Source organism: Lentzea sp. NPDC092896 (genome assembly GCF_044754905.1).
Taxonomy (GTDB): domain Bacteria; phylum Actinomycetota; class Actinomycetes; order Mycobacteriales; family Pseudonocardiaceae; genus Lentzea.
This window is the reverse complement of record NZ_JBIVPX010000006.1, coordinates 444990-469038: the sequence shown is the minus strand read 5'-3', so window position 1 is coordinate 469038 and position 24049 is coordinate 444990. Positions and strand designations below refer to the sequence as shown.

21 protein-coding genes are annotated in these 24049 nt (G+C 70.9%); 9 read left to right on the top strand and 12 right to left on the bottom strand.

The genetic code is table 11. The features are described 5' to 3' along the window. Positions 1-12 precede the first annotated feature (12 nt). The 3 genes from ACIQF0_RS30095 to ACIQF0_RS30085 are packed head-to-tail and all read left to right on the top strand — an operon-like array spanning position 13 to position 6703. Positions 13-1485 carry a DUF2397 domain-containing protein gene (locus ACIQF0_RS30095; RefSeq protein ID WP_401034795.1) on the top strand — a complete coding sequence of 491 codons (1473 nt, stop codon included), beginning with the start codon at positions 13-15 and terminating at the stop codon, positions 1483-1485. Further along, a complete protein-coding gene (locus tag ACIQF0_RS30090; RefSeq protein ID WP_401034793.1) occupies positions 1482-2678 on the top strand; it encodes a TIGR02678 family protein in 1197 nt (398 codons plus the stop codon). Before ACIQF0_RS30095 ends, ACIQF0_RS30090 begins: the two co-directional genes overlap by 4 nt. Continuing rightward, a complete protein-coding gene (locus ACIQF0_RS30085) occupies positions 2675-6703 on the top strand; it encodes a TIGR02680 family protein (protein ID WP_401034790.1) in 4029 nt (1342 codons plus the stop codon). Before ACIQF0_RS30090 ends, ACIQF0_RS30085 begins: the two co-directional genes overlap by 4 nt. Here the strand turns inward: ACIQF0_RS30085 and ACIQF0_RS30080 are convergent. Genes ACIQF0_RS30080 through ACIQF0_RS30065 form a run of 4 tightly spaced genes read right to left on the bottom strand, consistent with a single transcriptional unit; the run spans position 6700 to position 9010 of the window. Next, entirely contained in the window at positions 6700-7440 is a 741-nt protein-coding gene (locus ACIQF0_RS30080) for a maleylpyruvate isomerase family mycothiol-dependent enzyme (protein ID WP_401034788.1), read from the bottom strand. The genes ACIQF0_RS30085 and ACIQF0_RS30080 overlap by 4 nt on opposite strands. Next, positions 7437-8048, bottom strand: coding sequence for a TetR/AcrR family transcriptional regulator (locus ACIQF0_RS30075; protein ID WP_401034785.1), 612 nt, complete (start codon positions 8046-8048; stop codon positions 7437-7439). The genes ACIQF0_RS30080 and ACIQF0_RS30075 overlap by 4 nt, the downstream gene beginning before the upstream one ends. 51 nt (positions 8049-8099) lie before the next feature. Beyond that, on the bottom strand, positions 8100-8648 hold the full coding sequence (locus tag ACIQF0_RS30070; RefSeq protein WP_401034925.1) for a SitI3 family protein: 549 nt from the start codon (positions 8646-8648) through the stop codon (positions 8100-8102). Continuing rightward, a complete protein-coding gene (locus tag ACIQF0_RS30065; protein WP_401034782.1) occupies positions 8576-9010 on the bottom strand; it encodes a hypothetical protein in 435 nt (144 codons plus the stop codon). The genes ACIQF0_RS30070 and ACIQF0_RS30065 overlap by 73 nt, the downstream gene beginning before the upstream one ends. Positions 9011-9051: 41 nt before the next feature. Between ACIQF0_RS30065 and ACIQF0_RS30060 the strand changes: the two genes are divergently transcribed. Then, the gene (locus ACIQF0_RS30060; RefSeq protein WP_401034922.1) at positions 9052-10062 is read left to right on the top strand and encodes a DUF2399 domain-containing protein; all 1011 of its coding nucleotides are present in this window, start codon (positions 9052-9054) and stop codon (positions 10060-10062) included. Here ACIQF0_RS30060 and ACIQF0_RS30055 read toward each other — a convergent pair. Further along, positions 10051-10518 carry a MarR family winged helix-turn-helix transcriptional regulator gene (locus ACIQF0_RS30055; RefSeq protein ID WP_401034780.1) on the bottom strand — a complete coding sequence of 156 codons (468 nt, stop codon included), beginning with the start codon at positions 10516-10518 and terminating at the stop codon, positions 10051-10053. The two genes, ACIQF0_RS30060 and ACIQF0_RS30055, sit on opposite strands and share 12 nt — an antisense overlap. Positions 10519-10574: 56 nt before the next feature. Between ACIQF0_RS30055 and ACIQF0_RS30050 the strand changes: the two genes are divergently transcribed. From ACIQF0_RS30050 to ACIQF0_RS30040, 3 genes are read left to right on the top strand one after another with little or no spacing between them, the layout of a single operon-like run. Then, entirely contained in the window at positions 10575-11780 is a 1206-nt protein-coding gene (locus ACIQF0_RS30050) for an FAD-dependent monooxygenase (RefSeq protein ID WP_401034777.1), read from the top strand. Further along, the gene (locus ACIQF0_RS30045; RefSeq protein WP_401034774.1) at positions 11777-12541 is read left to right on the top strand and encodes an NmrA family NAD(P)-binding protein; all 765 of its coding nucleotides are present in this window, start codon (positions 11777-11779) and stop codon (positions 12539-12541) included. Before ACIQF0_RS30050 ends, ACIQF0_RS30045 begins: the two co-directional genes overlap by 4 nt. A gap of 5 nt (positions 12542-12546) precedes the next feature. Continuing rightward, on the top strand, positions 12547-14157 hold the full coding sequence (locus ACIQF0_RS30040; RefSeq protein WP_401034771.1) for a hypothetical protein: 1611 nt from the start codon (positions 12547-12549) through the stop codon (positions 14155-14157). Here ACIQF0_RS30040 and ACIQF0_RS30035 read toward each other — a convergent pair whose 3' ends face one another. Genes ACIQF0_RS30035 through ACIQF0_RS30005 form a run of 7 tightly spaced genes read right to left on the bottom strand, consistent with a single transcriptional unit; the run spans position 14158 to position 21385 of the window. Next, entirely contained in the window at positions 14158-15321 is a 1164-nt protein-coding gene (locus ACIQF0_RS30035) for a hypothetical protein (protein WP_401034768.1), read from the bottom strand. 3 nt (positions 15322-15324) lie between these two features. Beyond that, positions 15325-15633 carry a WXG100 family type VII secretion target gene (locus ACIQF0_RS30030; RefSeq protein ID WP_401034765.1) on the bottom strand — a complete coding sequence of 103 codons (309 nt, stop codon included), beginning with the start codon at positions 15631-15633 and terminating at the stop codon, positions 15325-15327. Next, positions 15630-16109 (bottom strand): YbaB/EbfC family nucleoid-associated protein, encoded by a 480-nt coding sequence (locus tag ACIQF0_RS30025; RefSeq protein ID WP_360037436.1) that lies wholly within the window; start codon positions 16107-16109, stop codon positions 15630-15632. Before ACIQF0_RS30025 ends, ACIQF0_RS30030 begins: the two co-directional genes overlap by 4 nt. A gap of 40 nt (positions 16110-16149) precedes the next feature. Beyond that, positions 16150-17097 (bottom strand): NAD(+) diphosphatase, encoded by a 948-nt coding sequence (gene nudC, locus ACIQF0_RS30020; RefSeq protein WP_401034761.1) that lies wholly within the window; start codon positions 17095-17097, stop codon positions 16150-16152. Further along, positions 17094-18482, bottom strand: coding sequence for a M16 family metallopeptidase (locus ACIQF0_RS30015; protein WP_401034759.1), 1389 nt, complete (start codon positions 18480-18482; stop codon positions 17094-17096). Before ACIQF0_RS30015 ends, nudC begins: the two co-directional genes overlap by 4 nt. Then, positions 18479-19762, bottom strand: a complete 1284-nt coding sequence (locus ACIQF0_RS30010) for a M16 family metallopeptidase (protein WP_401034756.1) — start codon at positions 19760-19762, stop codon at positions 18479-18481. The genes ACIQF0_RS30015 and ACIQF0_RS30010 overlap by 4 nt, the downstream gene beginning before the upstream one ends. Positions 19763-19771: 9 nt before the next feature. Then, positions 19772-21385 carry a DUF2207 domain-containing protein gene (locus ACIQF0_RS30005; RefSeq protein ID WP_401034753.1) on the bottom strand — a complete coding sequence of 538 codons (1614 nt, stop codon included), beginning with the start codon at positions 21383-21385 and terminating at the stop codon, positions 19772-19774. Between the two features lie 204 nt (positions 21386-21589). On the opposite strand from ACIQF0_RS30005, the gene ACIQF0_RS30000 reads away from it, so the two are divergent. Together ACIQF0_RS30000 and ACIQF0_RS29995 are read left to right on the top strand one after the other, a co-directional pair. Beyond that, positions 21590-22702 (top strand): neutral zinc metallopeptidase, encoded by a 1113-nt coding sequence (locus ACIQF0_RS30000; protein WP_401034750.1) that lies wholly within the window; start codon positions 21590-21592, stop codon positions 22700-22702. 127 nt (positions 22703-22829) lie between these two features. Continuing rightward, entirely contained in the window at positions 22830-24038 is a 1209-nt protein-coding gene (locus tag ACIQF0_RS29995) for a neutral zinc metallopeptidase (protein WP_401034748.1), read from the top strand. The last annotated feature ends 11 nt before the right edge of the window (positions 24039-24049 follow it).

The window sequence follows — 24049 nt, the reverse complement described above, 5'->3', positions numbered from 1 at the left end:
GGGTGGCCGGTCGTGGAGCACAAGCGGCTGAAGCTGTACGCCTATCTGGACGCGCGCGATCACCAGCGCACGTACCTGGCGATCATGCGGCTGTTCACCTCCACGCTGCTGGCGGACCTCAGCGCGGGCGAGGTCGCCGGCGCGCTGGCGGGCCAGGAGCGCGAGGGCAGGGTCGAGCAGGGCGAGAGCCGCATCGAGAACGTCATCAACCGCCTCAAGCAGCTGGTCGAGTGGGGCAACCTGGTCCAGGGCCGGCGCGAGGTCGTCGCGGCCAGCATCGCCGAGTTCCAGCACGGCAGCGTCCGCTACCAGGTCTCCAAGCTCGCCGTCCGCGTCCAGCGCGACGTCGACGAGCTGCTGCGGGTTCCCGAGGGTGCCCGCGAGGTCTCCCGCGAGCTGCTGCCCGCCATCGAACGCGGCCTCAACGAACTGGGTGGCAGCCTCTCCGTCGCCCTGCTCAACGAGGGCGACAAGACCCGGGAGCTGCTGGCCGAACGCGTCACGACGCTGTTCCTGCAGCACGCCGAGCTCGCGGCGACGGTCCGCGACTTCTACGCCTACCTCGGCCAGGTCGTCACCAGGAACCACCTCGCGCCCGAGGAGATCGCCGGCTTCCGGAACCTGCTGGTCGAGTACATCCAGCGGGTCGTCGAGGACGTCCTGAAGTACACGCCCCCGATCGCGGAGGCCCTGGCCGGCTTCACGAAGGCCCGCACCGAACTCCTGCGGCTCCTCGGCACCGACCTCGGCCTCAACGTCGAACGCGCCCGCGGCCGCACGCCGGAGGACTGGCAGGAGCTGACGGACTGGTTCGTCGACCGCCCAGGCCGCCCGAGCCAGGTCACGGCGCTGCGCGAGGCCACGGCCCGCGCGATCGGCAGCCTCCTGGCCAGCGTGAAGCGCGCGACGTCCGGCGGTGGGCTGCTGCCAGGACGCCGCGCCGAACTGCTGAAGCTCGCGAGCTGGTTCGACAACTCGACCCGCGAAGAGGCGCACGAGATCTACGCCTCCGCGTTCGGTCTCTACAGCGCACGGCACCTCTCCCCCGCGCCGGAACACGACTCGGACAACGAGCGCACGCCGTGGCGCGACGGCCCGGTCTGCGACGTCACGGTGTCGGTGCGCACGAGAGGCGACCGGGGCGGGCGCGGCAGGCCGTCCAGGATCCTCGACGACCCGATGACCGAGCAGTCGCTGCTGGCGGAGGCCCGGGAGGCCGACGAGATCCGCGCACGGCACGTCGCGGAACTGACCAAGGCCGCCGGAAACCTGGAGAACTCCACGCTCACGCACGGCGCGTTGGAGGTCTTCTGCGAGCTGCTGACGCTCGCGATGGCCCAGCGCGACTCCCCGCACGACAGCGGATCGGCCAGCGACCCCGTGCGCGGCCTCAAACTCGAGATCGCCCACGGAACGACGACTCAGATCAGGTCGGCCGCCGGGACGCTCACCCTGCACGACGCGACGGTGGCACTGAAGCAATGAACCACTTGGACAACCTCTCCGACATCGACGCCGCCAACGTGGTGCGGTGCGCGCGAACGTTGCTGCGCAGGCCTTTGCTGCGTTCCGACGGCCCGGACGGCGAGCTGCTCAGCCTCGTCTACCGGCACCGGGCGACCCTGCAGGACCTGTTCGCTGGCCTGCTCGGCTACCGGCTGGTCGTGGAACGCCGGTTCGCGCGGCTCTACAAGTCGGGCCCCGGCAACGACGACACGCGCGGCGTGCTCAGCATGTCCCCGCGCGGCTACGCGTACCTGGCCCTCACGCTCGCGGTCCTCACCGGCATCGGCCGGCAGACGCTGCTGTCCCGCCTGGTGGCCGACATCCGTTCCGCCGCAGTCGAAGCGGGCATCGACGCACCGGACGACGTCACCGAACGGCGTGCCCTCACCGCGGCCCTGCGCCACCTCGTGTCCCTCGGTGTGATGCACGAGACCGAGGGTTCGGTCGCCCAGGACCTGCTGCCCCAGGAAGCGTTGATCACGATCGACACCGACCTGCTGGGCCAGCTCGTCACGGGTCCGGTCGGCGAGGCCCAGAACCCCGCCCACCTCATCGAACTCGCGGCACGTCCGGGTCCGCGCGGCATCGAGCACGCGGTGCGGCGCAAGCTGGTCGAAACACCGCTGGTGCTCTACGCGGACCTGCCGGACGAGCAGGCGGAGTGGCTGCGCCGCAACCAGCGCAAGGAGACGGCTTTGCTGGAGCAGGCTTTCGGCCTGCACACCGAGTGCAGGGTCGAGGGCGTGCTCGCCGCCGACCCCGAGGACTTCCTGACCGACCTGTCGTTCCCCGGCGTCTCGACGGTCGCGCGCATCACGTTGCTCGCGTTGCCGGATCTGCTGGACAGCGAGGAAGAAGACGCGCCCGCACGGCACGTCGTCACCGTCGAACGGCTGCGCGAGGTCTGCGCCGGGCTGGTCGAGGACTATCCCGCGGCGTGGTCGAAGCAGTTCACCGAGGATCTCGACCGGCTCGTCGCCGAGGTGACGGAGTTGTTGCGCCGCATGGGTTTGGCGGCACCACTGGAAGACGGCGCGTGGGCCGTCAGCGCGGCCGCGCACCGCTGGCTGCCGTCCCCGGACGGCGACCCGGAACGAGAACAACCGGAACAACCCGTCGTGGTGTCCGAAGTACCGAGCTGGTCCCTGTTCGACGAGGAGAACGTTTCATGAGCAGGTGGCGGCTGCACCGCGGCGGCGTGGTCAACATCTGGCAATACACCGAGCAGACGTTCGACTTCTCCGGTGGCCGCGCGATCTTCCAGGGCACCAACGGTTCCGGCAAGTCCCGCACGCTGGAGCTGCTGCTCCCGCTGTGCCTGGACGGCGACCTGCGGCAGCTCGGCTCCAAGGGCTTCGACACGGTCAGCCTGCGGCGCCTGATGCTGGACGACTACGACGGCGGCCCGAACCGCATCGGCTACGCGTGGGTCGAGCTGATCCGCGAGGCCGCCGACCACTCGGGCAACGAGTACCTGACGTGCGGCCTCGGCGTGAAGGCGTCGAAGACCTCGCAGGCGATCACGGACTCGTGGCGCTTCGTCACGCCCATGCGCGTCGGCGCGGAACTGCAGCTCGCCGGCCCGGAACGCGTTCCGCACGGCCCGGCGCAGCTGCGGGATCTCATCGGCGCGGACTGCATGTTCGAGGAGCCGGCGTTCCGCGCGAAGGTCGCCGAGACCGTCTACGGCGTTCCGGCGGCGCGTTATGGCGACCTGCTGCACCTCCAGCGGACGCTGCGCAACCCGGACGTCGGTCTGAAGGTGCTGGAAGGCCAGCTCGAGCAGATCCTGAGCGACGCGCTGCCGCCGCTGGACCAGGCGATGGTCGAGCAGCTCGCGACGTCGTTCGACGACCTGGAGTCGATCCGCGAGAACATCGTCCGACTGTCCTCTGCGGACAGTGCGCTCGGCACGTTCCTCAAGACCTACAGCGACTACGCGTTCGGCGGGCTGCGCAGCGCGTCCGAACGGCTGGAGGGCGCCGAGAAGTCGGTGGGCAAGCTGCGGCGCGAGCAGGCGAAGCTCACGCAGGAGCTGGACCTCACGCGGATGGAGCGCACGGCGTCCGAGCAGGCCCTGGTCGACATGGAGACCGGTGAGCAGCAGGCGGAGGAGACCATCGCGGCGTTGAAGGAGCTGCCGGCGTTCCGCGACCTGCAGGACCTCAAGACGCGCGAGAACCTGGTGGCGCAGATGCGGTCCTCCGCCGTCGCCGCCCTCGAAACGGCGCACCGCCAGCGCGCTCAGGAGGACGCGTCCGTCGACAACGTGCTGCGGCTGCTGAAGCGTCTCGCGGAAGATCTCCAGGCCGCCGACGCGTTGAGCGACCCGTTGCGGGAGAACCTGCGGCTGGCCGGGATGGACTCGGGCCTCGCGCCGGACGTGCCGCAGGTCCCAGCAGCCGAGGCCACCGTGACCACGGCTTCGGTGCGCGCCAAGCCGGATCCCGAGGCCGGTCCGCTGCCGATCGAACGCCGGGTTCCACCGGCCGCCGCGACCGAGGACGTGCTGGCCGCGCTGACGTCGGTGGTCGACCAGACCTCGGGCATCGCTTCCCTTGCCCGCCAACGGGGTGCGCTCGCGCTGGCGTTGCACGAGCAGGCACTGGCGCTGGACGCGCAGCAGCGCGAGGTGGAGTCGTTGCGGCAGAAGGCCCGCGACGCGCAGCTCGGCGCGACCGAGTCGACCTCGTTGCGCAACCAGGAGATGCAGGAGCTGGCCGAGGTCGTGCAGGCCTGGCTGGAGCAGGTCGAGGTGTGGACGTCGAGCGGCCCGTTGCTCGACGAACGCCCGGCCGAGGCCCTGAGGCTGCCCCAGACCGCCGACCCCGCCGCCGCGAAGACGCTGAGCACCACCGCGCGCGAATGGGCCGGACCTCTCGTGCAGACGGCTCGCGACGCCGCGCACGCGTTCACCCAGCAGCGCACCGACCTGCGGGCTCGCCTCGACACTCTGGACGAGGAGCTCATCGGGCTGCGTTCGGGCAACGAGCGCGTGCCGATGCCGGGCCAGTACACGTCGGCGGACCGCGATTCCGCCGTCGGCGCGCCCTTCTACCGGCTGGTCGACTTCGTGCCGTCGCTCACCGACGAGGAACGGGCGGGGCTGGAGGCGGCGCTGCAGGCGAGCGGGCTGCTGGACGCCTGGGTGACCCCGGCCGACGCCGAGCTGAACGACGTCCTGGCCGTGCCGAGGCCCGCCGCCGACGGCCGTTCCCTGACCGACTACCTCGTGCCGGCGGTCGAAGGGTCGCCGGTGCCGGAGTCGTTCGTCACGGACCTGCTCAAAGCGGTGTCGCTGGACGACATGACGACCACCGGCGACTGGCGCACGGGCGTGCTGACCGGCCGCTGGACCAAGCCGGAGGCCGAGTTCATCGGCGCGGGCGCGCGGGAAGCCGCCCGCGGTCGCCGAATCGTGGCCCTGGAAGAGGAACTCGCCGATCTGCGCACCCAGCTCGGCACCGCGGAGGACGAGCTGGCGCGCGCCCACGAGCACGTCGCCACCTGGGAGGCGCACCTCGCGGCGTTCCCCGCCGACGGTGAGCTGATCGCGAAGCACAGCCGCGTCCAGGCCGCCGAGGAGTCCGCGGCCCGGTCCCAGCAGCGCACGTTCGAACTGCGGGAAGCCCTGGAGAACGCCAACTCCCGGCTCGAGGCGGCACGCGGCGAGCTGACCCGGCAAGCGGGCGACGCCGACCTGTCGTCCGACACCGAGGCGCTCCGGCAGGCCCAGGCGGCCGCCGGAGAGGCCCAGCGCACCGCCGACCTGCTCGGCGACGCCGTGCGAAGGCGGTGCCAGGGCACGATCTCCGACCTCACCGACGCCTCGCACCGCTACCACGAGTCCGTCGCCGACCGGCAGACCGCGGAGGCCGACGCCGACAGCCGGTGCGTCGACTACGCGACCCAGGCCGGGACGCTGGCCGAGCTGACCGACGCGGTCGGCGGCGAGGCCAAGGAGATCAGCGAGCAGCTCACGTCGCTGGAGAAGTCGCGCAAGAAGATGCGCGAGGACCTCAAGGGCGTGCGCGAGAGCATCACGACCGCGCGTGAGCAGGCCGCGAAGCTGGAAGCGTTGCTGGAGAGCAACTCCACGCAGGTCACCGACGCCTCGGAAGCCCTGGAGCGCGCCTCCGCGAACTTCCAGGCGACCGTCCGCGCCCCCGGTCTGCTGGCGGCGGCGTTCCCGGAGGCTCCCGAGGAAGCCCAGGTGCGCCAGGCCATCGCCGAGACACCCGACCGTCGCGGCGGCACCGAGGCGACCGTGATCGCCAAGCTGCAGGCGTTGCAGACCGCGCTCGCCGGCAGCCACGACATCGCCGCCGAGCAGCACGCGGGCCTGCTGACCGTGACGGTGACCGGCGAGGAAGGCGCGAAGCCCGTCGCCGTCGCCGCCCGCCAGGTGACGACGAAGCTGGCCGAGCAGCGCGGGTTCCTGGACGAGCAGTACCAGAGCGTCTTCGCCGACTACCTGATCCGCGACCTGGCCGAGTGGCTGCGCGGCCAGATCTCCGTCGCCGAGAGCCTCACCAAGCGCATGAACGAGGTGCTCGGCCAGGCCCGTTCCAGCCAGGGCGTGCACGTCAAGCTCGCGTGGAAGTCGTCCAGCGCCCTCGACGACTCGACGCGGCAAGCGCTTGCGCTCGTGCGGCTGCCGTTCGGCGAACGCACGCCCGAGCAGGACGCCACGCTGCGCCGCGTCTTCACCGAGCGCATCGAGAACGAGCGGGACGCACACACCGGCGGTTACGCCGAGATCCTGTCGCGCGCCCTCGACTACCGCACCTGGCACCAGTTCACGGTGACCGTCGCGGACACGGGCCCGGACGGCGGCCCGCGTGAACGGCGGCTGCGCCAGCTCTCGTCCGGCGAGACCCGGCTGATCTCGTACGTGACGCTGTTCGCGGCCGCGGCGAGCTTCTACGACGCCGTCAGCGACGAGTTCGACCCGCTGCGCCTGGTCCTGCTGGACGAGGCCTTCGAACGCCTCGACGACCCGACCATCGCGCGCATGCTGGGCCTGCTGGTCGACCTCGACATGGACTGGGTGATCACCTGGCCGAGCGGCTGGGGCGTGTCGGACAAGATCCCGCGCATGCACATCTTCGACGTGCTGCGGCCCAAGAACGGCCGGGGCGTCGCGTGCACGCAGACCACGTGGGACGGCGCGGCGCTGGACCGGATCGACCCCTAGAAGGGCACTTCGGTGTCCAGCGGGGCGGTCCCGCGACCGGAGAGCGCGCGGCAGAACTCGACCGCGTCGAACTCCAGTTCCGGACCGCCCTGCCCCCAGGTGCCGCCCGCGGGCCCGGTCAGGCGCAGCGCGACCGGGCGGCCCAGCCTCTCGAACCACTCGCTGACCACGTCGGCGACCAGCACGCCGTCGTGCTCGGCCGTCAGCACCAGGGGCGCGCCCGTGGCCCGCGCGAAGTCCGTCCGGTGCATCCACGGGTCACGGGTCATGATCACGTCGGACAGGAACCCGAGCGTCCACGTCTCCTCGCGGGCGTTGACCACCTGTGCGGCCGGCATCTTCTGCCTGCGCACGAACCACGGCATGCGCCGCCGTGCCTTCACCGCCTTCGGGGCCACCTCGGCGTAGCGGGCGACGATGGCGGCGGGAGCCATCCCCGCCCGTTCGGCCACCTGCAGGTCCGTCAGCTCGTCGATGAACACCCCGCCGCGCGCCTGAGCCGCCTTGACCTGCCGCATGCTCTCGCGGATCGACGCGGACATCTCGGCCATCCCGAGCAGGTGTGCCGCCATCGCCCGGACGTCCCAGGCGGGGCAGTCGGTGGGCTTGGCCCAGTCCTGCGGCGCGAGCCCTTCCAGCAGGGCGACGATCCGTTCGTACTCGGTGGCGGCCAGCCGCATCGCGGTGTCGTGGCCGAGCGCGGACGTGCGGGGTCTGGCGGTGAGCGCGGCGGTCATCGTGAGCTCCTCAGGGACGGTCCGGGCAGGCCGACTTCGTCGGCGAACATGTCGATCACGCGGGGCAGCTGCTTCAGCCAGCGGTCGCCACCGGGCTCGTTCGCGAGTTGCCGGTCGAGCAGGCCGCCGCACAGGGCCAGGAACAGGTCGGCGTCGGCGGACTCGGTGACGCCGACCCCGCGCAGGCTGTCCTGCAGCAGGCCGATGACCTCGACGGAGGGCGCGTAGGCGGCCTCCGACGGCGTGAAGCCGGGGATGGCGTGCTGGTTGAGCAGCTGGTAGCGGGCGGGGTCGGCGAGTGAGAACGCGAAGAAGTGCTCGGCGATCGCGAGCACCGCCTCCCGCGGCTGCGCGGGCAGCGGGCGCTCGCGCATCTCGGCGAGGTAGAGCGTCCAGGCCTGCCCGAACATCGCGTCGTAGATCGCGTTCTTCGAGTCGAAGTGCGAGTACAGCGACGGTGACCGCATCCCGATCATGGCCGCCACCTCCCGCAACGTGACGGCGGCCAGCCCGTCGCGGCGCGCGATCTCCCACGCGGCGTCGACGATCTCCCGCCGAGTTGCCTCACGCCGTTCGGCTTGCCTATCACGATTAGGCGGAACGCTCATGGTTAGGAAGAGTCCGCTTCGGGACTCCCCCTGTCAAGACTTGCCTCGCCCCTAGGCGAACTTCGGTGTGCCGCGGCGGTGGGGGCGATTCCCCACCGCCGCGAGCCGCGTCGGTGTCCAGATGTCGTCGCGCTCGTTCAGACTCAGCTCGCCGTCGCGGCGGAGCAGCCACACGACCTCGTAGTCGAAGTGCAGCACCGCGTCTCCGGGAACCTCGTCGAGCAGCGCGACCGTCCGCCGGACCACGTCGTCGAGCTGCCGGGCGGTGTCGTTCTCCTTGTCCAGCCGGAACGCGACCCAGACCGTCGGCGCGAACCCGAGGTCGGACTCCACGACGTTCCACGGACGGGGCTCGGTCCGGCCGACCCGCACCCACGTGCCCTCGCCGACCGCCACGCCCTCCAGCAGCTGCCCCGGCGTGACCTCCGGGTCGCCCGGCAACGCGGGCAGCCGGCGCGCGACCTGCTCCGGCGGCAGCGTGGTCGCGATGTCGAGGCTGTACGAGAGGGCCGTCTGTTCTTCCTCGCCTACGGGTAGATGTGGAGCACGTTGCCATTCTTGTCGATCACGATGGCTTCCTTCAGCCGTTCGATCGGCCAGTCGCGCAGCGCGTCAGGGCTGACACCGCTGTCAGCGAGTTTGACCACGACCCGTTCGGTCTGCCCCGCCTCCACCTTGCGCAGGATCCGGTCGGCGACGTTGCGCGGGTTGTTCGTGGTCGGAGCGACGTTGTCGAAGATCTGGCCCTCGATGCGATAGTCGGGCAACGGCTTGAGCTTCTCGAACGCCCTCAGCAACCGCTTGATGATCTGGACGATGCGGGCCGCCCACTTCGCGGCCGCCATCACCGCCTGGGCCGCGACCAGCGGCGCGCCGACCACCGTCAACGCCACGCCGACGAGCATTCCCGCCATCTCGACCGCGCCGGCGATCCCCTCACCGGCGGTACCGACAACCGGCATCGGCGCTCGCCGAATCAGGAAACTAGGGTGGTGCCGTGAACATGGACCAGCCCGAGCTCGCCGAGTTCTGGCGCCTCGCCCGCGAGACGATGGAAGGCGGCGGCCGCTCCGCGTTCAGCTTCCGCGTGGAGGACGCCGCCACCGCGGCTGTGCTGGGCGAGCTGTTGCGCAAGCCGGTCGCACATCCGGCCCGCCGCCAGATCTCGTTGGCACGCCTGGACGAGCACGTTCGCGCGCACGGCAGCTCGTTGCCCGAAGTGCTGGAATCCGTGCACGGCAAGCCGATCGGCCTGTCGACGTCTCAGGAGTCCTCGACCGCGGACGCGGTGCTGAAGTTCGCGTTGCGGGAGCACGGGTTGCTGCAGGCTTCCTGGGCCGCCGAGTGGATCGAGCACGTCCGCAGGTACGGCAAGATCCCGCAGCCCGCGTTGCCGATGATCGCGAACCAGGCCGCGGCGATCCTCGCGCGACTGCGCCCAGAGCCTCGTCAATGGACGACTCGGTTCGCCTTGGCGGGCAACGATCTCGACGACGGCCGCCCGCTCGCCCGCATCGTGCGGAAGGCGCTGGCGCTGGCCGGTACCGACTGGGAACGCTCCGGGGTTCTCCCTGATGCCTACAGCAACCCCGTTCTCACCTCGCAGGGCTACCTGACGCTCAACGACTCGGTGGCAGCGCAGGAGATCACGGTCGTGCGCTCCGCGCGGCTGCTCGAATCCGGTGTGCCCGGCCCGTTGATGGTGCTCCCGGACGGCCTGACCCCGCAGGCCAGGCACCACCTCGACGGCAAGATCGTCCGGTGCCACAACGACTTCACGCCCGACGGCATCCGAGCCGCCAACGAGGTTCTCGCCTGGACCGGCGGAACCGCGTGGCGGATGTCGGCGGCCGACTACCGCGAGGCCGTCGCCACGCTGATCGCGCGCGGCGTGGAGCTGCCGACGTTGAACAGCAGGCCGGAGACCGCGAGCTGGGACCCCGACCTCGCCGAGACCATGGCCACCACGGGCCTGATGGTCACCGAGGAGCACGTCCTGCCGTCACTCCTCTGAGGGCGCGAACCGCTTCACGTCCCAGCGCCCGTGGCCTTCCATCAGCTTGCGGCCGATCCGGCGCAGGTCGGCGAGGTCGCGCTCGCTCAGCAGCTCGGTGAACTCCTCGGCCAGCGTCTCCCGGTACACCCGCGCCGTCGTTCCCACGCAGGCCTCCTCGCCTTCGGGCGTGAGCACGGCGATGACGAGCCGACGGTTGTCCGCGGGCTGTTCCCTGACCACCCAGCCGCGCTTGACCAGCCGTTCGATCAGCCGCGTGACCCCGGACGGGCTGACGTCCAGCAGCTCGACAAGCTCGGACATCTGCAGCCGCCCGCCGTTGTGGTGCAGCTGGTAGAGCGCCACGTGCTCCAGCAGCGAACACGCGGCCTCGGCCTCCATGCGCCGCCCGATCGCGGCCTTCACGGCGTCCACGCCCTGCTGCACGTACAGCCACGAGTAGATCGGCTCTGTCACCACGTCAGTCTAAAACAAGTTTGACGACGTTACGTTTTCACGCTCAAATGTTGAGCATGAAAGCTTCAGACGTCACCGTCGTCGGCGCCGGCCCGGTCGGCCTCCTGCTGGCGTGCGAACTGGCCCTGCAGGGCGTCCGCACCACCGTGCTGGAACGCCTGACCGCTCAGTCCGGCACCATCAAGGCCGGGATGATCAGCGGCCGCACCTGCGAGATGCTCGCCATGCGCGGCTTCGGTCCCGCGATCGACGCCGCGAGCGCCGAGGAGGCCACCCGTCTCGCGTGGCCCGTCCGCCGCTCCACCGGCCACTTCGCCGGACTGTTCAAACTGGACGGTCTGCCGCTCGTGATGCTGTCCCAGCAAGCGTTGGAGCGCGTCCTCGAAGCCAGGGCCCTCGACCTGGGCGTGCAGATCCACCGCGGCGTCGAGGTGACCGGCCTGGACCTCGGTTCGGAGTACGTGATCGGCTGCGACGGCGGCCGCAGCACCGTCCGCGGGCTCGCCGGCTTCGACTTCCCCGGCACCGGCCCGACCCTGACCGGCCACCAAGCGATCGTCGACCTCGACGGCGACCTGCCGAACGGCTGGCACCGCACAGCGACCGGCGTGTACGCGTCCGGCCCGCTCGAGGGCCGGATCATGCTCATCGAGTACGACGGCCCACCGGCGACCCGCGAGGTCACCCGCGACACCCTGGAAGCCGCGCTGCGCCGGGTGAGCGGCCACGACGTCCGGATCAGGCACGTCCACACCGCCACCGTCTGGACCGACAACACCCGCCAGGCCACGACCTACCGCCGCGGCAACGTCCTGCTGGCAGGCGACGCCGCGCACGTCCACTCGCCGTTCGGGGGGCAGGGCCTCAACCTGGGCCTGCAGGACGCCTTCAACCTGGGCTGGAAACTCGCCACCGGCGACTCGGCCCTGATCGACACCTACACCGCCGAACGCCACCCGGTCGCCGACAGCGTCCTGCGCAACACCCTGGCCCAGGTCGCCCTGACCCGTCCGGACCCGCGGTCGCGCGAACTCCACTCGCTCGTCAGCGACCTGCTCGACCTGCCGGAGGTCAAAGCCCGGATCTCCGCGATGGTCCAGGGCACCGGCATCCGCTACGAGACCGGTTGCGACCACCCGCTGGCAGGCACGTTCGTCCCGGGCCTGGACCTGTCCGCGGGCAAGGGAACCACCACCGTGCTGGACGGACTGGAAGCCACCGTCCGCCCGGACGGCCACATCTCCTGGATCGGCCCCCGATGAGGATCACCGTCACCGGAGCCACCGGCACCCAGGGCGGCGCGGTGGCCCGCCTGCTGACCGAACGCGGCCACGAAGTGCGCCGCATGACCCGCAAACCCAGCCGCCCCAACGACGTCCGCGGCGACTTCGACGACCCGGACTCGTTGCACGCGGCGTTCGCGGGCTCCGACGGTGTCTTCCTGATGACCCCGTTGAGCGGCCCGGCCGAAGTGGCGCAAGGCAAAGCCGCCGCCGACGCCGCGAAGCACGTTCCGCACGTCGTCTTCACCTCGGCCACCAACGCCGACCGCGGCACCGGCATCCCGCACTTCGACACGAAAGCGGAGATCGAACGCCACCTGGCCGCCCACCATCCACACTGGACGGTCCTGGGCCCGGCCGCGTTCATGGGCGCGGACGGCCCCGTCGCCCTGCCGATCCCCGCCTGGCTGAAACTGCACGTAGTCGCACCGGAGGACATCGCCGCGATGGCCGCGCTGGCGTTCGAACAACCGGGCCGCTTCCACAACCGTCGCATCGACATCGCGAGCGACCACCTCACGGGCCCGGAGATGGCAGCGCTGCGGGGCACCGAGTTCGTCGAGGTCCCGATGGCCAGGGCGGAGAAGTACTCCACCGACCTCGCCGCGATGTTCCGCCACTTCACCGAGATCGGCCTCGACCTGGACGTGCCCGCGCTGCACGCCGAGTTCCCCGAGGTCGGCTGGCACTCCTACGCGGCCTGGCTCGCCCGCGCGAGGACACCTCAGCTGCCAAGATGAGGCCCATGAAGCCGCACCACTGGCCATTCGTCGCGCTGGGCGTGTCGGCCGTCGCCTCGATCACGTTCGTGATCGTCATGGGCAGCAAGAACCCCTTGATCAACATGCCGATCATCGTCGGCGTCCCGTTCGTCGCGACGTACCTGACGCACCTGGTGTCGAAGCGCGCGCCGGGCAAGGTGTTGTTCGAGTTCCGGGTCGATCCGCGGCCCAGCTGGTACACCGACGCGGTCGAGGTCACCGACGCGGGCCTGGAGATCAAGGCGGTGTCCGGCGGCGGACGGCTGGACTCGTCCGGACCGACGAAGGTGTCCTACGCGTTCAACGACCTCCTCGGCATCAGCACCAGAGCCGCGGTGCCCGGCGAGCGGCCGTGGATCACGCTGACCGACGGCCGCGGCCTGCCCGTGCCCCCCGGCGAGGTCGTGGTGGTGCGCACCACGAGGGGCGAACAGGTGCTGCCGGTCGAGGAGCCGCAGAAGTTCGTCTCCCTGGTGCGGTCCAAGGTTTCGGGCCTGGCAGAGGTCCACTCCAGCGCCACCGTCGTCTCCGAGACCAACGAGGTCGGCGAGGCTCCCCCTGTTCCCGGCCTGCGGACCACTCCGGTGCAGGGACCTCCCGTGGCGCTCATCGGACCGTCGCTCGCGGTGCGTCGGCTGGCCGGTGCGGCGCTCGCGCTGGCCGGAATCGTTGTGCTGCCGGTGGTCGTGCTGTTCCTGACGCCCGGCGAGACGTGGCCGGCGATGGCGTTCGCGGGTGTCGCGGGCGTGGTGTGGGTGCTGAACCGGAACGTGCCTCGGGTCTGGGGGCGGGTGGCGTTCCTCGCGGTGCCGATCAGCGTGTTCTGGTTGATCGGCCGGGGCGGCTTCGTCTGGATCCCCGTGCTGCTGGTGCTGTGCCCGCTGCTGGGTCACCTCGGCGCACGGATGTTCCGGCTGGGAGCGAATCTCGGTCGCAGCGTCGAGGTGGAGGTACGGCTGCGCAACGGCACCCGGCTGTACGTGCAGCGGGATCGCCTGGTGCACAAGCTGGACCTGGCGCACGACGGCGGGGTCTACCCGCAGGCGATGTGGCTGGCCGACGTCACCTTGGTGCAACCGGGCACAGCACCGGACGAGATGTGGCGGGTGCCCGGAGGGGTGCCGCTGCGCCTCGGCGGAGGGTCGATGGTGCGGCTCGTCGCCCGTCCTCAGCAGTGGCTGCTTCCCCTGGAGCAGGCCGGAGAGCTGGCCGAGCTGATCAGGTCACGGCAGGGATCTCGGGAGGTGCGGCCGAGCAGCACATCGGTCGAGGAATGGCGCGAGCTGCATCGGTGGGCCGTGCGGCGGACGACCGGGACGAGTCAGGGAAACTACCTGACCGTCGGCATCGGGTGGCGGCTGTTCATCGCGTCCATCACCGGCAGCTTCGCGTGGATCTTCCTCAGCATCGGCTCCGTGGTCTGGGTCGGCAGCCTGATCACGGGGCTGCTGACCGCGGGACTGCTGGGCGACTGGTGGCGGGTGCGCGGGCGGATGCGGCTTGCCGAGCACAACATGCTGCCGCCGGGCAGCCCGGACTGGGGCGAGACCCGTGCGGATCACGCCCCGATCCCCGGCTGGCAACCCTGGCGGTAGCTACTTCTTCGGCGGTGGGGGCGGCGGGTCCGGCAGGTCGAGGTGCCCGACCATCCGCGGCGGGTTCGCCGAGGACTTGACCTGGTAGTCGCTGTCGTGCGGGTCGTTGACGTTGTTCGGCCCGATCTCGCCGGGGACCGTGGTCCAGTAGCCCGCCCGATCGGACCTCCACCCCGGCGTGTACGGGTTCCGGGGATCCGCGGCGCGCACGGTCGACCCGTCCGGCGTCGTGAAGGTGTGGCCCTGGGTGTTCGACCCTGCGGTGACCTCGCGGTTCGACGACGTCCCGGTCGCCCAGGTGTTGTCCAGGCCGTCGTGACGACCCTTCATCCCGCCGACCGCACCGCCGACAGCGCCCGAAGTAGCTCCGGACACCGCCGCGCTGAGGAAGTCATCTGGACTGACCTTGCCGTGCGCGACGTTGGTCAGGATGTTGCCGGCCGCGCCCGAGATGGCGCCTTCCACCGCACCACGCCCGGCAGCCTCGACGAAGTTGCTGGTCGTGGTGCCGAGTCCCTTGCTGACGGAGCCGACCGCACCGGACGCGATACCGGCGGCGACACCCGCGATGCCGGCGTCGAGCGTCTTGCCGGCGTCCCACGACTTCCGCTCGCCGAAGACGGCCTGGCCGCCCTGGATGGCCAGGTCGACGCCGACGTTGATCAGCACGTTGATGGCGATCTGCTTGACCAGTTCCTGGAAGATCACCTTGACGGTGATCTGGGTCGCGGCCTGCGCGATCGGAATGCCCGCGGTCGAGGTTCCGAGCGTCGCCACGGCCGAGGCGATCATCGCGGCGATCTGGATCGCCAGGATGATCAGGGCGGCGATGATGCTGAGCTTCGTGTACTCGATGCCCAGCGCGGCTTTGTCACAGCCCGCCGCGAGGTCGGTGCAGATCTGCTGCAGGTTGACCAGGTACGCGTCGCCCTCGGTGTACTTCTTCCAGTACTCCTCGAACTTCTCCGCGGTCTGCCCGCTCATGCAGCCCAGCGCGGCCTTCGACGCGTTGTCGCCGTCGCCGAGCACCTCTTCGACCGCCTTCGCGGCGGCCGTCCAGGCGTCCCGCATCAGCCACAGCTTGTCCTCGTCACCCTCGGGCCACTTCGCGCCGACCACGATCGGCGTGAGCCACTGGACGGCTTCGGGAATCTCGATGCCCATGGCTCACTTACCCCCGAGCGACTTGCGGTTGGCCTGTTCGACGGCTTCCCAGGTGTCGGCGGAGGCGTCGAGGCCGTCGCGGATCGAGTGGATGCCCTCGGTGAGCGCCGGGAACGCCTGGCGGGCCTGCTCGGCGATGGGGAGGTAGGACTTGGCGAACTCCTGCCCGGCTTCATCGCCGCCCCAGCAGCCGTTGTTGGCGTCGAGGACGCCCCGCAGCGTCTCCCAGGCGGTCTGCAGCTTGTCGCCCGCCACCGAGAACTTCGGCGACTGCGAGCGCAGCGCCGTCGGGTCCACCTCGAAGCCGGTCACCAGTTGCTCCCGCGGCGGTCCATGAAGGACTCCGGCGGCTCGTCGTCGTTGCGCGGTGCCTGCGGTGCCGGCGGCACGACCGGCGGCGGGGCCGGGATGAGGTCCTTGATCGACGGCATGCCCGGGAAGAAGTCGGGCAGGTCGGGGAGGCCCTCGGTGAACGGGGTGAGCACGGCGTCGGCCTGCGCTCGGGCGTTGAGGGCGGCCTGCTGGATCGTCGCGACGACGCTCTGGCCGAGCTTCTCCGGTGTGCTGCGGTCGAACGCGGCCGGGGCGAAGGTGACGCCGGTGACGATGCCACCGGCGTTGACCGTCACCTCGACCAGGCCGTCGGGCGAACTGGCGCGGCCGACCTTGGACATCGCCTCGGCCTGCGCCTGCTTCAGTTGTGCGGTCTGCTGTTCGAGGCTTGCCAGCATCGAGTCGACCTGGCCGCGCAGAGCGGCGTTGCGCGCCTCGAGCTCCGGATTGGTCATGCGTAGACCGAACCGGAACAGGCCGATCGGCGCAACCCCACTACACCGAGCGCGACCAGCTCTGCAGCATCCGGAACGCGATCGACGCGCCACCGGCGAGCCCGAGTCCGGGAACGCTGCCCGGTTCGTCGATCGCCTTGCGCACGTCGGCCCGCGAGACCCACTTGGCCTCGGCGATCTCGCCTTCGGCCAGCCGCAGCGGTTCGGCGGGGTCGGCCACGGCCTCGAACCCGATCATCAACGACCGGGGGAACGGCCACGGCTGCGACCCGAGGTACCGGATGTCGCGGACCGCGACGCCGACCTCCTCGGAGATCTCCCGCGCCACACAGGCCTCGAGCGACTCGCCGGCCTCGACGAACCCGGCCAGCACGGAGAACCGGCCTTCCGGCCACTCCGGACCGCGGGCGACGAGCACCTGGTCCGCGCCGTCGTGCACGAGACAGATCACCGCGGCGTCGGTGCGCGGGTACTCCTCCCGCTCACAACCGGAACAGACCGAGGTCCAGCCGGACTTCTCCAGCACCGTCCTGGCGCCGCACTTGGCGCAGTACTTGCCGAGCCGGTGCCACTGGAACAACGCGGCGGCCGTCGTGAAAAGACCGGCCGACGTGTCGTCCAGGGTGGCGCCGGCCTGCCTGAGGTCCAGCCACTGCGGCTCGTCCGTGAGCTCCGGCGGGCCCCAGACACGGGTGGCGGGGACCTCGCCCTCGTCGACGGCGGGCATCAGCACGGCGAACCAGGCCACGCCGTCCTGCTGACCCAGCAGGACGGCGTTCACGGGCGGCTGGTCGCCGAACTCGAGAGCCGGGCGGTCGGCCACCCGCGTGCCGCGATCGGCGACCAGCGTGCGGCCGCGCGTGTCCACGACGAGCATCCGTGCCTTGGGCCAGAGCGCGGCGAGCTTCTCCTCGTCGCCGCGCAACGGCTCGCACCGGTCGACCCCGAACCGCGACAGCGCGGGCAGACCGACTAGTTCGAAACTCACTGGAACGAGACCCCACCCAGTGCGGAGAGCTTCGGCTTGAGCTGGTCGGCGTCACCGACGAGCACGCCGGTGAAGTTGCCAGGTGCGAAGAACTCCAGCGCGGCCGCGGCCACCTGCTCCGGCGTGACGGCCGCGAGGCGCTGCGGGTGCGCGACGAGCCAGTCGAGGCCGAGGCCCAGGCCGACGAGGTTCACCAGGAACGACGCCAGACCGGACTGCGAGGACGTCGACGTCAGCAGCGTGCCGACGGCGTAGCTGCGCGCGGTGTCCACTTCGGACTCCGACGGCGGCACGAGGCCCAGCCGCGCCAGTTCGTAGCGGGTCTCCAGCAGCGCCGCGGCCGTCACGTCGGACGCCGTGTCGGCGTCGATCAGCAGCGTCGCGCCGTGCACGGTGAACTCGGGGTGCGAACGGGCGCTGTAGGTGTAGCCCTTGTCCTCGCGGATGTTCTCGACCAGCCGCGACGAGAAGAACCCGCCGTAGACCAGGTTCGCGAGCTGCAGTGCCGGGTAGCGCTCGTCGGTGCGCGGGATCGACTGCGCGGCAAGGCGGATCTGCGACTGCACGGCACCGGCGCGGTGCACGAGCACCACGTCGCCACCGGACACCGCGGGCAGCGGCGGCAGCTGGACGGCCTCGCCGTCGCCCTGCCACGCCTCCAGGGCCTCACCGATCTGGGCCACGGCGGCGGCCGGGTCGACGTCGCCGACGACGACCAGCACGGAACCGCGCGGCAGCAGGCCCTTGCCGTGCAACGCCACCACGTCTTCGCGGGAGACGGCGGCGACCTCGTCGGCCTCCGGCATCTCCTTGGCGTACGGGTGGTCGCCGTACAGGATCTTCTGCAACGCCTCACGCGCGATGACGCTCGGCTGCGACCGGGCGATCGTGATGCGCTCGACGAGACGGCCGCGCTCGCGCTCCACCTCGTCGGCCGGGTACGAGGCGTTCGTCAGGACGTCCGCCAGCACCTCCAGCACGGTGCCGAGGCCGCTGGCCAGGGCGTTGCCGGTGAAGCTCAGGCGCTCCGGGTCGACCACGGCGTCGAGCTCGCCGCCGACCAACGCCAGCTCGGTGTCGATCTGCACGCGCGAACGCTTCTCGGTGCCCGTCAGCACGGTGTTCGCGAGGATCTCGGCCACCGCCGAGTGCTGGGAACCGGTGCTGGTGCCGGCCGGGTCCGCGAACGGGACGCGCAGCCGCACCTCGACCATCGGCACCGTGGCGCGCTGGACCGCGATGACCCGCAGGCCGTTCGGCAGCGTCGTGTCCACAGTGGACAGCTCGGCGGACACCTTCTGCGAGCCCAGTTCCGGCAGCGGACGCGGGCCGGTCGACGTGCGTCCGATCTCCTCGGCAGTGCGGTGGGTCTTGGCCGAGGTCACTGGGCTCCTCCGGTGGGCTTGACGAAGAGAAGGGCGCGGGAGTCGGGACGCAGCGCCTTGGCGGCGGCCGACACCTCGTCCACGGTCACCGAGGCGATCCGCTCGGGCAGTTCGTAGATCAGCTCGGCGCGGCCGAACAGCAGCTCCGCGGAGCCGAGGCCCAGCGTGCGGTTCGTGAGCCGGTCGTGCTCCTTGTGCATGGTCGACGCCCAGCGGGCGGTGACCTTCGCGAGCTCCTCGGCCGACGGCGGCTCCTGCGCGAGCTTCTGCAGTTCCTCGTCGATGGCCGCGATGACCTGGTCCGCGGAGACGTCGGCGGCGTGGATCGCGGTGATGCTGAACGTGTCGGGGTCGCGGGCTTCCAGCGGCCCGAACAGGCCGCAGCCGGCGTTCAGGTCGATCACGATGCCCTCGCGGTGCACCAGGCGCTGCTGCAGGCGCGAGCCGTCGCCGTCCGCCAGCACGCCGGCGAGCACGAGGTAGGAGAGGTAGCCGTCGATGTCGGTGACGGGGTCCGGCACGCGGTAGCCGATCGCGATCGCGGGCAGCGGGGCCAGCGCGTCGCCGTGCTCGTGCCGCACCTCACCCTGCGGGCCGGGCTCGGCGAACGAGGGACGCTCCGGCCGCGGCCGCGCGGGCACGTCGCCGAAGTGCTTCTCCACCAACGTCTTCGTGGTCTCGACGTCGAGGTCGCCCGCCACCGTCAGCACCGCGTTCGCCGGGCTGTAGTAGGTGTCGAAGAACTCCGCGCAGTCGTCGACCGTCGCGCTCTCCAGGTCGACGAAGTCGCCGTAGCCGTTGTGCGCGTTGGCGAACGTGGTGAACAGCACGGCGGGCAGGAGGATCCAGGGGAACCCGCCGTACGGGCGGTTCAGCACGTTGAGCCGGATCTCCTCCTTCACCACGTCGATCTGGTTGCGGAGGTTCTCGTCGGTGAGCTTCGGGGCGCGCATGCGGTCCGCTTCGAGGAACAGCGCCCGCTCCAGCGCCGCGCTCGGCAGCACCTGGTAGTAGTCGGTGTAGTCGGGGTGCGTGGACCCGTTGAACGTGCCGCCCGACGACTGCACGTGCCGGAAGTGGGCCAGCTTCTCCAGGCTCTCGCTGCCCTGGAACATCAGATGCTCGAAGAGGTGCGCGAACCCGGTGCGCCCCTCCGGCTCGGAACGGAAGCCGACGTCGTAGTGCACGCTGACGCCAACGACCGGTGCGCTGGCGTCGGGGGCGAGCACCACCCGCAGGCCGTTGGGCAACGTGAACCTGTGCAGTTCGGGTGAGGCCATGGCGCAAGACTACGGGTTCGGCGTCCGGAGCGATCGCAGGTGGCCCGCCTGGGCGAGCACGCCGTCGAGGGCCCCCAGGAACGCGGGGAAGCTGCGCCTGAAGTCCGAGGCATTGCCATACCAGTACAGGTCCTGCTGCCCGAACGTCGTGAGCCAGCGCTCGGTCTCGCCGAGCACCACCGCGTACGGCAGGGACCGGGAGAACACCAGTTCGCGGTCGGCCTCGGGCACGTCCTCCGGCTTCACGCCGTGGAGGTAGCCGCGCAGGCCGCGGACGTGCTCCAGCAACTCGCTGCCGCGCTTGGTGCGGGCGGGCATCGACCTGGCGCCGAACGCCAGTGCGACACCACCGACCGCGACCACGAGCCCGAACAGCGCGTTGCCGATCGTCAGCGCCAGCACGACCGTGGCGGCCACGCCGAGCACGGCGATCACGATGCCGGCCCACCAGAACAGGTTCCGCTCGGCGTCCGGGCGGCGCACGAACCAGCGCTTCTCCACGACGTCCGCGTAGAGCTGCTCGCGAACCGCCGCGAGATCGATCTGCCGGCCGCGCAGCTCCGACACGCTCACCGCGTCCACGCCCTGAGGCAGAAGGGCTTCGCAGACGGCCTTCTCGTAGCCGGACAACGAGTCGTCGACCGGGTTGCGGCGCACGATCTGCCAGTCGTGGCCCTCGACCTCGGTGATCCACAGGTAGTTGCGGACGGCGAGGTCGATGACCGTGGCGGTCACGTCGACGACGTCCACGTGCTCGTCGACGACCGTGCCGACCTGGCCGGGCAGCACGCCGTCGGGCGAGGCGAACGCGACCCGGCCGCCCTGGTCGCGGACCAGCACGGTGACCGCGCCGACCTCGCTCGCGAGCGCCGCCGCGTCCCGGCCGCGCAGGTACCAGAGCAGGGCGACACCGCCGAGCAGCAGCACGAGCAGCCCGCCGAGCGCGGCACCGCTGACCGGCGTCAGCGCGAACGCGGCCGCCAGGCCGGACTGCTCGACCACGACGGCGTTGGGCGGCACGACCCCGGCGGACAGTCCGATCGCGACGTCGACGCGTTCGCCGGCGCCGAGCTTGATCTCCTGCGCGCGCACGCCCTTGCCGTCCGCGAGGTCGGCGCTGGTGCACGGCTGGGACGAGCCGACGGGGCCCGCGAGGCAGTTGACCGACGTCGGGGAGTCGGGTGCGGAGAACGAGACGGCGACCTTGTCCAGTTCGGTGTCCCAGCCGCCCGCGACCTGCCAGCGGACCTCCAGCACGTCACCGACGGGGGCGACCGTGCCGACGACCGTGTAGGTCAGGACGGACTGGCCGCCCTCGAGCGTGACGGAGAAGCTGTCGTCGCTCGTGGAGGTGCTGCCCTTGCCCTCGACCTTGGCGTCGGTGACCTGGTACTGGCGCTCCAGCTCGTTGCCGACCGCGAGTCGCAAGGGGACGGTCCGCTTGACGGTCTTGCCGTCGGGCACCTGGACGGTCTCGGTGACGGACAGCCTGGCGTCGCGCTCCAGCTTCATCCGCACCTCGGTGCTGACGGTGCCGGGAAGCGGCTGCGCGAGCGCGCCGGCAGCCGTGGTGGACGTCAGCGCGACGGCGACGAAGATCGCCGCTCCCCAGTTCTTCAACACGGCTGCGGACTGTAGCGGAGTCCTCATATGCTCCGGCGGACTTTCGTACAGACGCCATCTGGGGGATCTTCGGCGATGACGCAACCACCGCCACCTGGGCAATGGCCACCGCCACGCCCGGTAGGCCCACCTCCCGTGCCCGCACCACCGCCGTACGGGCCGCCGATGCCTCCCCGCCCAGTTCAGGGACCTCCCCCGTACGGCATGCGCCCGCCGCCTCCGTACGGCCCGCCGCCCGGACGCGCACCGCTTCCGCCGCCCCGCCCGATGATGCCGCCGCGTCCGGCCATGCCGGGGCCGCGGCCGGGCTGGGGCCCGCCTCCTCCTGGGTACGGGCCGTACCCGGGAATGCCGCCGCGCAAGAACAACGGCCCCGTCGTGGCGCTCGTGCTCGGCGGCGTGGTGATCCTCGGCCTCGGCGCGATCGGCGTCTTCGCGGCGACCCTGAACAACAAGGTGAGGGACACGGGCTACTCGAACTACACGACGTACAGCCCGACCTACACGTCCCCGACCACGACTACGACGGCCACCACGACGACGGAGTCCACGCGCACCTCGTCGACGCGGACGTCGAGCACGCAGCAGACCCCGGTGGGCCCGAAGGCGATCTACAAGCTCGCCGACCACCCGATCTTCGCCACCGGGATCGGCGCGAACGACTTCGCGTCGTGCCCGTTGCCGCAGATGGACTACAACCCGGCGGGCGAGCAGCGGTTCCTCACGGCGGCGCTGCCGTGCATCGAGAAGGCCTGGCAGCCGGCGCTGAAGGCGGCCAACCTGCCGTACCAGCCGGCTGAGCTGCAGGTGTTCACGGGAAGCGTGCAGACGCCGTGCGGTTCGCGCCAGGCCAACTCGACGGCGATGTTCTGCCGCGGGGTCATCTACTGGCCCGGCGGCTTCTACGCGAACGAGGGCGGCTCGACGGTCCGGCACCCCGGCGTCTACCTCGGCCAGCTCAGTCACGAGTACGGCCACCACATCCAGTGGCTGACCGGCATGATGCGCGCCGCCGACCAGGCCCAGTACGACGTGGGCGGGTTCGACACGCCGAAGGGCCTCGAGCTCAACCGGAGGCTGGAACTGCAGGCCACCTGCCTGGGCGGCATGACGCTCGCGCCGTTCTCGCACAAGAACGTCGTGCCGATCGAGGTCGTGAACACCGGCCTGAGCGATTCCGGCAAACGCGGCGACTACGACCGCAGGCCTGATCACGGCAGCGCGCCCAACAACGAGCGTTGGGTGATGCACGGCCACAAGCAGAACGACATCAAGGCCTGCAACACCTGGGCGGCGAGCTCCGGGGACGTCTCATGAACCGATCCCCCGGCCCGCGCGTCTCAAGTACGTGGACGGGACGTGACAGCCCGGTCGGGGGACGCGCGATCTCGGTCCGCATATGCTCGTACCCGACCCAGGATGACCATTGGGGGGACCTCAGGCGATGACGCAACCACCGCCGGGCACCTGGCCGCCACCGCGCCCGGTCGGCCCGCCGCCGATGCCCGCACCGCTCGGACAGCGTCCGCCGCAAGGCCCACCGCCTCCCTACGGCCCGCCGCCACCGCAGGGCCCGCCTCCCGGCTACTACGGCCCGCCGCCACCTGGCCCGGTCATGCCGCCGCCGCAGCCGTCGTGGGGCCCGCCGCCGCCCGGATACGGGCCGTATCCCGGCATGCCGCCGCGCCGCAAGAACAACGGCCCGATGATCGCCCTGATCCTGGGCGGCGTCGTGATCCTCGGCCTGGGCGCGGTCGGTGTGTTCGCGGCGACCCTGAACAACAAGGTCAAGGACACGGGCTACTCGGCGTACACGACGCAGAGCCCGACGTTCAGCCTGCCGACCACGACGGACACGCCGACGGAGACGTCCGCCCCGACGCGCACGTCCGCGTCCCGCACGCCTTCTGCTCCGGCGACCCCGGCGGGCCCGAAGGCCGTCTACGCGCTGGCCGACCACCCGTTCCTCAAGCCGGGGTTCGGCGCGAACACGATCTCGGGCTGCAACCTCCCGGCGATGGACTACTCGCCGGCGGGCCAGGACAAGTTCCTGCGCGCCGCGCTGCCGTGCATCGAGAGCATGTGGAAGCCGGCGCTGCAGGCCGCGAACCTGCCGTACCAGCCCGTTGAGCTGCACATCATCACCGAGAGCGCGCAGTACCCGTGCGGCACCGTCCGGCCGGACCAGACGGCGCGGTACTGCCAGGGCGGCATCTACTGGACGGCGAACGCCTACGCCGCCGAGCGCAACCCGAACAACCCGAACCACCCCGGCAAGTACCTGGGCCAGCTCGCCCACGAGTACGGCCACCACATCCAGTGGCTCACCGGAATGCTGAAAGCATCGGACCGCGCGCAGTACGACGCGGGCGGATGGGATACTCCGAAGGGCCTCGACCTGAACCGCCGGATGGAGCTGCAAGCCACCTGCTTCGGCGGCATGTCGCTGGCCCCTTTGTCCCACGGCGCGATACCGATAGACGTGATCCGGGTGGCCCTGACCGACGCGGGCAACCGGGGCGACTACGACATCTACCCGACGAAGGACCACGGCTCACCGGGGAACAACGCGTCCTGGGTCGACCGGGGCTACAAGTCGAACAAGGCTTCAGAGTGCAACACCTGGGCAGCCGACCCGGGTTCTGTCTCCTAGGAAGGGGAGAA